6 protein-coding genes are annotated in these 12,927 nt (G+C 62.6%); 4 read left to right on the forward strand and 2 right to left on the reverse strand.

Annotated features, from left to right (window positions below; genetic code table 11):
- The 4 genes from AC1RHV_RS29730 to AC1RHV_RS29745 all read left to right on the forward strand — a co-directional run.
- A partial coding sequence (locus AC1RHV_RS29730) for a VCBS domain-containing protein (RefSeq protein ID WP_492302542.1) occupies positions 1-4,792 on the forward strand: 4,792 nt, incomplete at its 5' end.
- Between the two features lie 161 nt (positions 4,793-4,953).
- A complete protein-coding gene (locus AC1RHV_RS29735; protein ID WP_492302544.1) occupies positions 4,954-8,160 on the forward strand; it encodes a retention module-containing protein in 3,207 nt (1,068 codons plus the stop codon).
- A 105-nt stretch (positions 8,161-8,265) separates the two neighbouring features.
- The gene (locus AC1RHV_RS29740) at positions 8,266-8,949 is read left to right on the forward strand and encodes a transglutaminase-like cysteine peptidase (RefSeq protein WP_175162500.1); all 684 of its coding nucleotides are present in this window, start codon (positions 8,266-8,268) and stop codon (positions 8,947-8,949) included.
- 17 nt (positions 8,950-8,966) lie between these two features.
- Positions 8,967-10,925, forward strand: a complete 1,959-nt coding sequence (locus tag AC1RHV_RS29745; RefSeq protein ID WP_119450725.1) for a bifunctional diguanylate cyclase/phosphodiesterase — start codon at positions 8,967-8,969, stop codon at positions 10,923-10,925.
- A gap of 47 nt (positions 10,926-10,972) precedes the next feature.
- Here AC1RHV_RS29745 and AC1RHV_RS29750 read toward each other — a convergent pair whose 3' ends face one another.
- Positions 10,973-11,812 carry a M48 family metallopeptidase gene (locus tag AC1RHV_RS29750; RefSeq protein ID WP_054458568.1) on the reverse strand — a complete coding sequence of 280 codons (840 nt, stop codon included), beginning with the start codon at positions 11,810-11,812 and terminating at the stop codon, positions 10,973-10,975.
- Between the two features lie 37 nt (positions 11,813-11,849).
- Entirely contained in the window at positions 11,850-12,920 is a 1,071-nt protein-coding gene (aroC, locus tag AC1RHV_RS29755) for a chorismate synthase (protein ID WP_054458570.1), read from the reverse strand.
- Positions 12,921-12,927: the final 7 nt, after the last annotated feature.

The following is a 12,927-nucleotide window of genomic DNA, read 5'->3' on the forward strand; positions in this document are numbered from 1 at the left end:
GACTGGCTACGACCCGGCCACCGGCAAGATCACCTATAGCTACCAGCAGGACGGGACGGCCAAGAACCACACCGCCGGCGACGACTCCGTCACCGACAAGTTCACCGTCACCGTCACCGATGCGGCCAACCAGGTCAAGTCCGACGACCTGGTCGTGCTCATCACCGACACCGCTCCTGAGGCCAAGAACGACACGGCGGGCATCACGGAAGGCACGACCGCCCCCATCTCCGGCAACTTGTTGGGCAACGACACGCTCGGCGCCGATGCAGTCACGACGGTCATCACTACCGGCGATGCCAAGTACGGCACGCTGGTAGACAATGGCGACGGCACCTGGTCCTATCAGCTCAACAACAGCCTGCAAGCTGTCCAGGGGCTGCAGTCGGGCGAATTGCTGACCGAGACCATCCGCTACACCATCACCGATGCCGACGGCGACAAGAGCGAGGCCGTGCTGACGATTACGATCACCGGCACGAACGATCTGCCCTCGATCAGCAGCGCCAGCATCAACCTGTCTGAAGAAGGCCTGCCGCACGGCATACCTGACAGCAATGGCACCACGGATACGACGAACGCCGTCACCTACTCCGGCAACCTGACCATCTCCGATTTGGATGTGAAGGACACCCACACCGTCACCCTGGTCAAGCCGGCGGACAACGCCCTGACCTCGCAAGGGAAACCTGTCGTCTGGACCTTGTCGGACAATGGCCACACCCTGGTCGGCAAGGACTTCCACGGAAACGCCGTCATCACCGTCACGATGACCGACGCGGGCGGCTACACCGTTACCCTGTCGGGCCAGGTGGATCACCCGACGAACTCGGTCGAGGACGTGCTCCAGCTGGGCATCGGCGTGCAGGTCAACGATGGCCACGCCACCAGCAACGGCACCATCACGATCAATATCGAGGATGACAGTCCGGAATTCGGCGCCGTCACCAATACTGTGATGGAGAATGCCGCCACCAGCGCCACCGGTACCTTGGAATTCCATACAGGCGCCGACGCCGTGGGCGCCACGCTGGTCGTGTCGTCTGTCGGTCAGCTGCCGCAGAACTGGACGACCAGCGCGCTCAACAAGTCTTCGGTCGACATCTTCTCGCCCAACGGGACCAAGATCTTCACGGTGACCCTGAATCCGGAGGGTGGCTATACCGTCACCCAGCACGAAGCCCGGCCCGGAACGACCGAGTCGATCGACCTGGCCTCCTCGATCCGCAACAACCCCCAAACCACCTATGATCTCGGCTATGCCACGCTGAGCGCCGGCGGCGGGAAGACGTTCAACGCCAACACGTTCGGCAACGGAAATTCGTTCGGAATTGGCAACACCTCTTTCGACTCGGGCGAAAGCTTCCGCATGGACTTCAAGAAAGCCCTCTCGGATTTCACGCTGAATGTCGCGGAAGTCAAGGGAAGCGGCACGCTCAATGTCACGATATGGAGCGATGGCGTTTCCAAGGTCATCCCCATACCCGTGAACAGTACGACTGGCGCCATCCACATCACGAAGGAGATGTTGAGCCTGGGCACCCCCTCGTTCTCTCAATTCGATAGTATCGAGGTCACCGCGGGCGGCAACGTCAAGATGTCCTTCCTCACGACCGGCTCCTATACGGAAAGCGTTCCCGCCGGCCCGATGGACTTCACGGTTGGCGTTACCGGAACGGATGGCGACGGCGACAAGGTGAACACGCATTTCAACGTGACCTCCACCGCGGAATCCGCCGTTACGAACGCGACGAACAAGGTGGCGGAAGCCACCGGCGACACCGTTACGGGAACGATGCAGATTTCCGCGGCGTTGGGCATCGTGAGCGTCGACGTAAATGGCGTGGACGTCACCAAGGCGACGAATGCCAACCCCGTCAGCCTGACCACGGGCAAGGGCACGCTCAAGATCACCGGCTACGATCCAGCTACCGGCAAGCTCACTTACACCTATACCGAGAAGGGGAAATCCCAGAATCACTCGAACGGCAAGGACAGCGTGCATGACGACTTCATCGTGACCGCCAAGAATGCTGGCGGCCACGGCAGCAGCGGCAGCCTGATCATCCAGATCACCGACACGGCGCCCGAGGCAAAGCCGGACACGGCCAGTGTGACGGAAGACAAGGTCTTGGAAGCCACCGGCAACGTCATCACCGGCACCGGTGCGGACGCCGTGGGCGCCGACGTGACCACCGTGGTCGGCGTGGCCAAGGGTTCGGCCAACGCGAACAAGGCGATCGAAGGCAACGTCAACGCCGAGGTCAATGGCGTGTACGGCAAGATCACCATCCACGCCGATGGCACCTATACCTATACCCTGAACAACAGCGATCCGCGCGTCAATGCACTGGGGCAAGGCGACAAGCTCTCGGACGTGTTCTCGTACACCATCCGCGATTCCGACGGCGACTTCAGCACCACGACCATCACCATCACGATCAATGGCACCAATGACGTGCCGGTGATGACCAACGACTTCCGGTCGGTCACGGAAGATGTGAACGTCACGGGCGGAAATCTCACCGTCAAGGGCGCGGTCACGATCACGGATCCCGATGCCGGCCAGTCGACCTTCGACACCGCCACCCTCAAGCTCACCAACAGCACGCATGCCGGCGGAGCGCTGGGCGTCATCGTAATGAAACCCGATGGCACCTATACCTACAACGTCAACAACGCCGCGATCCAGTTCCTCAAGGCGGGCGAAAGCATCGTCGAGACCTACACGGTCGCCTCCGCCGACGGCTCGGCCACCAGCACCATCACCATCACCATCAATGGTGTCAACGACGCGCCCACGACCGTGGACGGTTCCGCGAACCTGGAAGTTGGCGATAACCAGTACGTCTTCTCGCTGAACGATTTCCGCTTCGACGATGGAGCGGAAGGCAACAGCCTGCAAAGCGTCATCATCACCCAACCGCCCACCAGCGGCACGATGACCTATAACGGCAAGCCGGTCACGGCCGGCATGGAGATTCCGAAGTCGGCCATCGAACAAGGCCTGCTGAAGTTCACGCCGGGCGCCGACAAGCAGGACAGCTCCTTCAATTTCCAAGTGAAGGACAATGGCGGCACGGCGAATGGCGGCAACGACACCTCGACCGAGCACAAGTTCGTCATCTCCGCCGATCACCTGGTGACCCATGGCAATGACGACAGCGGCAGCGGCGGCAAACCGCCGCTGAACGGCGGGTCGGGTGATGACGTCATCCTGGCGGACCAGGGCGGCTACGTCACGAACGTCACCCCCGGCACGAACTACAACATTGCGCTGGTGGTGGACCGTTCAGGCAGCATGTCCGCGCAGTCCGGTTCCGGTGTCAACCGCATGCAACTGGTTAAGGACGCGCTGGTCAAGCTCGCCGCCGACCTGGAGCACCACGACGGCGTCGTCAACGTATCGCTGATCGGCTTCGCAACCCATGCTCAAGATCCGATCACGTTCAACAACCTCACGCAGGCCAACCTGAGCAAGTTGATCGAGGCTATCAACAAACTCACGATTGCGAGCGGCGATACCGCGGGCACCAACTACGAGGCGGCGTTCGACGCTACCGTGAAATGGTTTGCTGACCAAGGTAAAGCGAACCCGAATGGGGTGAAGTTCGAAAACCTGACGTTCTTCCTGACCGACGGCAACCCGACGCAGTACTACAACAACGGAGGGAGCGTCAAGGGACCGGGTAACGATACCGACTACAACACCATGAAGGAAGCCGTCGACGCCTTCAAAGCCCTCAACGGCGCCAGCAAGGTCCACGGGATCGGCATCGGAACCGGCATCGACAGCAACATCCTGCGCTTTTTCGATAACACGGACAGCTCCGGCGATGGCCAGATCAGGCTGCCCACCGGGTGGGACTGGTTCGGCAATCCCTCGGGATACCAAACCGTGTACGGCAAGACTGGCGCAATTGACATCGTCAACACCGCCAACGACCTGGAGGCCGCTCTCAAGGGAGGCAGCAGCACGAGCAATCCGGCCGAAGTCGGCCACGACACGGTCTACGGTGGCGACGGCAACGACATCATCTTCGGTGACGCGATCAACACCGACCACCTCGCGTGGGCCGGCAATCCCGCGGGATCCCACAATGGTGGCGGTCTCGACTCGCTGAAGGACTACCTCAAGGCGGTGGACGGCGTCGCCCCGACGAACGAACGGATATACGAGTTCATCAAGCAGAATCCGGGTCAGTTCGATGCGGCTGGCGACACGCGTGGCGGCAATGACGAATTGCATGGCGGCAAGGGCGACGACATCATCTACGGCCAGGGCGGCAACGATGTCCTGTGGGGTGATGACGGCAACGACAAGCTCTATGGCGGAACCGGCAACGACGAGCTCCACGGCGGCGCCGGCAACGACATCCTGGTCGGCGGCAAGGGCAACGACACCATGTGGGGTGACGGCGGCAGCGACACGTTCAAGTGGCAGCTTGGCGACCAGGGCACCACGGCGCAGCCTGCGATCGACACGATCAAGGACTTCTCGAAGGCCTCGGTCGTCGACGGCGGGGATGTGCTGGACCTGAAGGACCTGCTCGTGGGCGAGAAGGACGGCAACCTGTCGCAGTACTTGAACTTCAAGCAGGATCCGGCCAACTCCAACAATACGCTCGTCGAGATCAACACCCAGGGCAAGCTTGGCTCCCAGGGCGCGGATCAGAAGATCGTGCTGGAGAACGTTGATCTCACCCATGACGCGAACGGTCAGGCCATGAGCAATCAGGCCATCATCAACGACCTGCTGCAGAAGGGTAAGCTGAACGTCGACCACAGCTAAGCAGCAAGCCCCGGGAAGGCCGGCAACGGCCTTCCCGGCGGTGCATTTCCCGCCTAGCATCTGCATTGCTGCTTGACCCTATAAGTGTTGCCAGTATCTAGTCCCGGCAACGACATCTAGTATCTGGCCATCTTGGATAACGCCCTGAAGAGGGAACCAACATGGCCAATACGTCTCCCGCAATCGTCAACGAAATTTCCGGTCGCGCGTGGTTGCGCCATGGCGACGGATCCCTGACCGAACTGCACCTCGGCAGCAAGGTTCCTGCCGGCAGTGACGTCGTCACGGCGTCAGGCGCCACGGTTTCCCTTCAAGTCGAAAACGGCATGCCGATCATCATCGGCGAAGGCCGCGAGGTCGCGCTGACCAGCGAAATGACCGGCACGCTCGACGATGTGTCCGAAGCGGCGTTCACGCCCCCCAAAGGCACCGACTCCGAACGTTTGCTGGCAGCCCTGCGCAATGGCCGCGATCTGTTCGATGAACTCGATCCCACCGCCGCCGTGGTAGCAGGCGGGGGTAGCGCCGGTGGCAGCAGCTTCGTCCGTTTGGCGCGCCTTCTTGAAACAACCAGTCCGCTTGATCTGAGCTATTCCAATCCCGGTCGCAGCGATGCGGCACTGCCTCGCATGTCCAGCACTGGCGCCATCAGCAACGACGACGAGACACCAACGCCGGTCAGCGTCAACCATGCGCCCGCCGCACGAGACGATGCAGGACTGGGTGATCAGAACCATCAGGTGCGCGGCAACCTGCTCGCGAACGACGCGGACCCAGACGGCGATCCATTAGCAATAGCGTCGGTCGGCGGCAGGCCCATGACCTCGAGCGGCGTTACGGTCGCGGGCAGCAATGGCGGCACGTTCACCGTTCTGCCTGACGGGAGCTACGTCTACACGCCGGGAAACGAGTTTGACCGCCTGGCCGCAGGCGAAACCACTACCAGCACCATTTCGTACACCGTCACGGATCCCAGCGGCGCCACGTCCACAGCAACCGCCGTCGTGACGATCACCGGCACCAACGACGGGCCAGTCTCCACTGCCATTTCCGATACCTCCAGCCTCGACGCCCAGACCCACGTGAGCTATGACATCTCCGGCCACTTCTCGGATCCGGACGCCAGCGACAAGCTTACCTACACCGCAACCGGCTTGCCGCCCGGTCTCAGCATCGATCCGCACACCGGCATCATTGCCGGCGATATCGATCGCTCGGCCTCGCAGGGCGGCAGTCTCGGCGTCTACAACATCACCGTTACCGCCACGGATCCCTCTGGCGCAACAACTTCGCAGAAGTTCGACTGGGCCATCGCCAATCCCGCGCCCGTCGCGGTTGACGACGCGGGCGCTACCAGCGAGGACTCGACCCTGCAAATCAGTGCCCAAAATGGCGTACTGGCAAACGACAGGGATCCAGACGGCGACGGGCTTACCGTAACGCAAGTCAACGGCAACGCAGCTAACGTGGGCGTCGCCATCGCGGGCTCCCATGGCGGCACTTTCACGTTGAACGCAGATGGCTCCTATGGCTTCGACCCAGACACTGCCTTTCAACACCTCGGCGCCGGCGAGAAAATCTACAGTTCGATCACTTACACCGTCTCCGATGGCGAAGGCGGTACCCGCTCGGCGGCCTTGACCGTTGAAATCACGGGCGCCAACGACGCGCCGATCCTCCAGGCACACGACAACCAAGTATTGGAGGACCACGCGGCATCCGGCAACGTACTCATCGGGGCAGTCGATGTCGACAACAACGCGCTGAATGTCACAACGTTCACCCTCAATGGCACAACGTACTCCGCCGACATCACTGCGTACGTGATAGGCCTGGGCTCAATCCAAGTGAAAACCAACGGCAACTATGTGTTCATACCGGACTCAGACTGGAACGGAAACGTCCCGCAGATCACATACACCGTAACGGACGGCACGGTCACGACCTCATCCACCTTGAACATTGGAATTCTGTCCGTCAGCGATGCCCCGATCTCGCAAGACGCCCTCGGCGACGTCGTGGCTCGCAGTCGCTACACGTTCGGTCTGGACGACTTTCCATTCTCCGATCCAGGGGAAGCCCATTCGATGAAGTCGTTGATCATCGACTCGCTACCCTTGGATGGCAGGCTGCTCCTGAACGGCAAAGCGATCAAACCAGGCCAGGAAATCAGTGCAGAGGATCTGGCCAGCGGCAGACTGGTCTTCCATGCGGGCGATGCCAACTACCGCAACGACGACGCTTCGTCCTTCAACTTCCGAATCAAGGACACCGGCAGTACCGCCAACGGCGGGCAGGACACGTCGCATCAAAGTACATTCAAACTGAATGTGGGCGATTTCATCGTCGGCGACAACGACAACGGTAGCAGGGAGCCCGACCTGAAGAAGGGCAGCAACGGCAACGACGTAATGCTGGGCGACCAAGGCGGCGTGCTGGTGGTACCTCCCCCTCCCCCAGATCCTGCTGGCTGGCTGACCTTGCGGGATCCGGCAGGTCGGGAAGCCGAAGCCGGAAGTAGACCGAACCTTGTACTGGCTCCGTTGGACAACGACATCCTCATCGGCAATGACGGCTCAGACATATTGTTCGGCGACACGATCAACACCGATCGATTGCCCTGGGGCATCGATGGCAACCCGGCCAGGCCAGAAGGTCAGCTCGACGGATCTGGTCTGTGGGCGCTCAAACAGTTTTTGTTCCTGAAGAATGGCACGCAGCCGACGGATGCAGATCTGCATAAATTCATCTCGGAACACCACGACACCCTCGACGTGCAGGGCGATACACGCGGCGGTGAAGACGTACTCTATGGCGGCTGGGGCAACGACATCCTCTACGGCCAAGGCGGCAACGACGAGCTTCAAGGCGGCTATGGCAACGACATCCTGTCGGGCGGCACAGGTAATGACTGCCTGGAAGGCGACGCTGGCAGTGATGTCCTGATCGGCGGCATGGGCAATGACTTGCTGCATGGCGACGGCAATGGCATCCGATACGACAACAACAGCGACACGTTCAAATGGACGCTCAACGACCAAGGCACCACAGACGCCCCAGCAGTGGATAGGGTCATGGATTTCTCGATTCAGAGGCCGGCCGACGGCGGCGATATCCTGGATCTGCAGGAACTGCTGGTCGGCGAGCACGACGGCCCCCTGACCGACTACCTGGCGTTCAGCAAGGACGGCAACCATACGGTCATCGACGTGAACACCCAGGGCAAGCTTGGCACCCAGGGCGCGGATCAGAAGATCGTGCTAGAAAACGTCGACCTCACCCACGATGCCTACGGCCAGTTCATGAACAATCAGGCCATCATCAACGACCTGCTGCAGAAGGGTAAGCTGATCGTTGACCAGGGTTAGGCAATAGCCCCAGGGGCGGCCCGCAGCGGCCCTCCCCCGACCTGCATGACGCATTTTTTCCCAGGGCGCATCTAAGATGCCCGGAAAAATGTGAAAATCCGTTTCATGCCATCGTCCCGCCGTTTCCGCCGCACGCTGAATCTGTGCCGATTGGCTTTGCTATGCCTGGCTTGCGGCTGGGGCGGAAGTTCCGCCCTGGAAGTGAATGCCGACCGGCTGCAAAGCCTGTCGGCCAGCCGCTATGGCGCAAAAGGCTCCAAGGCGGTTTCGGAATGGCTGCAATTGATGCGCAGCCCCGCCCCTGCCCAGGAAAAAGGCGCACTGACACAGGCCAATGATTTCTGGAACCGCTCCCTGATGTCCGGCGAGGACATCACCATCTGGAAACAGGCCGATTATTGGGCCACGCCATTAGAATCGCTGGGCAGGGGCGCGGGCGATTGCGAAGACTACGTCATTGGCAAGTACTTCACGCTGCTGGCGCTGGGCGTGCCTGCCAACAAACTGCGCTTCATCTACGTCCGCGCGCGCATCGGCGGCGCGGCCAGCAGCACCCAGATCGCCCACATGGTGCTGGGCTATTACGAAACCCCCAACGCCGTGCCGCTGGTGCTGGACAACCTGATCTCGACCATTTTGCCCGCCACGCAGCGCCGCGACCTGACGCCGGTATTCAGTTTCAATGCGGACGGCGTCTATGTGGACGGCAAGCCCGCCGCGCCGGTTGACCGTCTCAGCCGCTGGCGTGATCTACTTCAACGCATGGAACGGGAAGGCGTGCGCCCCTGATGTCCGGAAATAAGACTATGTCCATACTTCGACAGCTATTGCTCAGCGTTACCCTCGCCATCGGCGTCATCCTGCTGGGCACGCTCGCGCTCAGCGTGAATTCCGCCCGGGAGTACCTGTCCGGCCAACTGCAAGTGCAAAGCACGGACGCCGCCGTGTCACTGGCGCTGTCGCTGTCGCAGCCGGCGAACAACGACCCGGTCGTGCAAGAGCTGCTGGTGTCGGCGCTGTACGACGGCGGGCATTTCTCGCTGGTGCGTTTGAGCGATCCGGAAGGCAAGGTTCTGATCGAGCGGAAATCCACGGCTACCGCGGCGTCGGTCCCCGCCTGGTTTCAGGCGCTGGCGCCCTTGACGACGCAATCGGCCAGCCATGCCGTCAGCGACGGCTGGCGCCAGATCGGCGAGGTCACGCTGATCGCCAATGACGCCTATGCCTGGGAAGCCCTGTGGCGCAGCAGCCTCAAGATGATCGCCCTGGTGGTGGGCGCCGGCATCCTGTGGGCGGTGTTCGCCTTCATGTTGGTGGGCTGGATCAAGAACCGCCTGTTGCGTGAGATCAGCGACCACGTGCGCAGCATCGGCCAGGAATCCCCGACGGAACAGGTCGAGGCCCGCGTGCCTGAATTGTCCGGGGTGGTGCAGGCGTTGAACCAGACCCGCGAACGCATCCATGCCAGCGTCGAAGAACAGAACGCCAAGATCGAATCGCTGGAACTGGAACTGAACCAGGACCCGGTCACGGGCCTGCCCAACCGCAAGTACTTCGTCAACGAGTTCCGCCGCGCGCTGGAGGCCCCTGCCCTCACGACCGGCCGCAGCATCGACGGCGGCCACGTCCTGGTGTTCCGCCAGCGCGACCTGGCGGACCTGAATCGCCATATGCCGCGCGAGTTCATCGACCAATGGCTGCGCACGGCCTGCGAACGCATCCGCGGCACGCTCAAGAGCATGCATGTGGCATCGCCCCTGCTGGCCCGTCTGAACGGCTCGGATTTCGCCTTGCTGCTGCCCGGCTGCGCGGCGCCGCAGGCCATGATGGTGGCCGAGCAGGTGCGCGCCGACCTGCACGCGTCCCGCATCCCCGTGGGTGAAGGACATCTGTGCCGCTGGGCGCAGGCCATGACCGACTATGGCCACGGCAGCCAGGCCGGGCCGGTGCTTGCCCGCCTGGACTTCGGCTTGATGCGGGCGGAAAGCGCCGGCAATGACCATGTCGTGATCGCTGGCGCGACCGACATGCAGTCGCCTTCGGAATCGGGCGAACGCGCCTGGAAGGACGCGATCCAATCCGCTTTGGAAGAGCACCGCTTCGAGCTGGCCACGGAAGCCCTGCAAGCCACCGACGGCAGCACCGTCCGTACCGAAGCGATGCTGATGCTGCGAACCGCGGCCGACCAGGTGCCGATACCCGCCACGCTGTTCATCCCGCCGGCCGTGCGTCTGGATCTGGTGGCCGATTGCGACCTGGAGGCTGTGAGCCTGGGACTGGACTGGCTGGCCGCCAACCCTGGCGAATTGGCTGTTCGGGTGGCTCTGCCCTCGTTGCGGGGCCAGAAGTTCTTCCGCCAATTGGCGCTGCTGCTGACCGAACACCGGTCTCTGGCGCGGCGCCTGTACCTGGAAATCGATGCGCACGGCCTGGTGGAATGCCACGAGCAGATCGCCACGCTGGCCCGCGTCGCCTCGGAGTTCGGCACGCATATCGGCGTGCGCCGCCTGGCTCAGCAGTTCGGCGCAGTTGCGCAACTGCACACCCTGCCCTTGTCGTACGTGAAACTGGGCGGCGGCTTCGTCGGCGGAATGTCCCAAAGCCCCGGCAGCCAGCAGTTGACGGCATCGGTGCTGGAAACCGCGCGCGGCCTGAAGATAGCGGTCTATGCAGAAGATGTCCCGGATGCCGAAACCCAACGCATCCTGGCCAGGCTGGGCATCGCCGTCATGCGCGGCCCCGGCGTCAAGACAGCCGCGGCATAAGACAGCGGATCGAGGCGGCCGTAATAGTCACGGCCGCCGCTAGAGCCTCAGCGGGAGGCTTTGCCCTTGGACTGTTCGTACAGCGGCAGCACCTGCTGGGCTGCGGCCTGCAGATCGCTGATGCGCGATGCGGCGGACGGGTGAGTCGACAGGATCTCGGGCGGTGCGCTGCCCTGGTCGGCCGCGCCCATTTTCTGCCACAGCGTCACGGCGGCGCGCGGATCGAATCCCGCCCTGGCCGCAAGCTCCACGCCCATGCGGTCGGCTTCGGTTTCATGCGTGCGGCTATTGGGCAGCGTGAACATGACGCTGGTGAACTGTCCGCCCAAGTCGGACGCCGCGGAAGAACCCGTGGCGATCGCCAGCACCGACAGCCCCAGATTGGTCGCCATCTGCTGGGACACTCGTTCGCGCGCGTGCTCCCGCAAGGCGTGCGAAATCTCATGGCCCAGCACCGCCGCCAGCTCATCGTCCGTGGGCTTGATCTTGCCAAGCAGGCCCGTGTAGACAGCGATCTTGCCGCCCGGCATGCACCAGGCATTGATCTCGTTGCTGGACAGCACATGCACTTCCCATTTCCAGCTGGCGGCGTCAGGCCGGAAGACTCCTGCCTGCGCGATCAGCCGCTGGGAAATGGTGCGGACCCGCGCCACCTGTTGCGGGTCGCGGTCCAGCAGGCCCTTGGCCTGCGCCTGCTTGAGTATGTCGGCGTACTGCTGGGTCGCTTCCTGTTCCAGCGCCTGCGAAGGCACCATGCTGGACATGTACTGGGTCCGGTTGACGCCTATGGCGCCCGACTGCGTGGTATTCATGCCCGTGCAGCCCGCCAGGGCTGCCAGCGCGAGCGCTGCACCCGCGTTGCGCAGCAGAAGACGTTTCCGGTTCATGGCAGACCTCCCAGGCAATTCGAAGAGCAACAGCGTATCAGACTACCGGATCGCCACACTGGCCGCGGTGGCGCAAGGCGTGGTCGATCAAGACCAGCGCCAGCATCGCCTCAGCGATGGGCGTGGCGCGGATGCCGACGCAAGGGTCATGGCGACCCAGCGTCTGCACCATGACCGGGTCATTGGCGCGGTTCACGGAGCGGCGCTCGACGCGGATACTGGAGGTAGGCTTGATGGCCAGCGAAACGGTGACTGGCTGGCCAGTGGAAATGCCGCCCAGCACCCCACCCGCGTTATTGGTCAGGAAACCGTCCGGAGTGATTTCGTCGCCGTGCTCCGAGCCGCGCTGAGCGATGCTGTCAAAGCCCGCGCCGATCGACACGCCCTTCACGGCATTCAGGCCCATCATGACGTGCGCGATGTCGGCGTCCAGCCGGTCATAGATCGGTTCGCCCCAGCCCGCGGGCAGGTTCTCGGCCACGACCTCGATCCGGGCGCCGACAGAGTCGCCGTCGCGGCGCAACTGGTCCATGTAGGCCTCCAGTTCGGGCACGACTGCGGCATTGGGCGCATAGAACGGATTATTGGGAACCTCTTCCCAGGAATCGAAGGGGATTGCAATGGGCCCCAACTGGCTCATGTAGCCGCGCACCTTGACGCCGTATTGCTCCGCCAGCCATTTCTTGGCGATGGCACCTGCCGCGACGGTCGGCGCCGTCAGGCGCGCCGAAGAACGGCCGCCCCCGCGCGGATCGCGCACGCCGAACTTGCGCCAATAGGCATAGTCGGCATGGCCCGGTCGAAACGTGTCGGCGATGTTGGAGTAGTCCTTGCTGCGCGCGTCTGTGTTGCGGATCAGCAGGCCGATGGGCGTACCCGTGGTCACTCCCTCGTATACGCCCGACAGGATTTCCACCTGGTCGGCTTCCTGGCGCTGCGTAACATGGCGCGACGTGCCGGGACGGCGACGGTCCAGTTCGAGCTGGATGTCGGAGGCATCCAGCGACAGCCCCGGAGGACAGCCGTCCACGACGCAACCGATGGCTGGCCCGTGGGATTCGCCGAAATTGGTGACGGTAAAGAGGGTACCTAGGGTATTGCCGGGCATAGGGAGT

It is taken from the genome of Achromobacter sp. GW823-FHT04E03 (assembly GCF_058796095.1).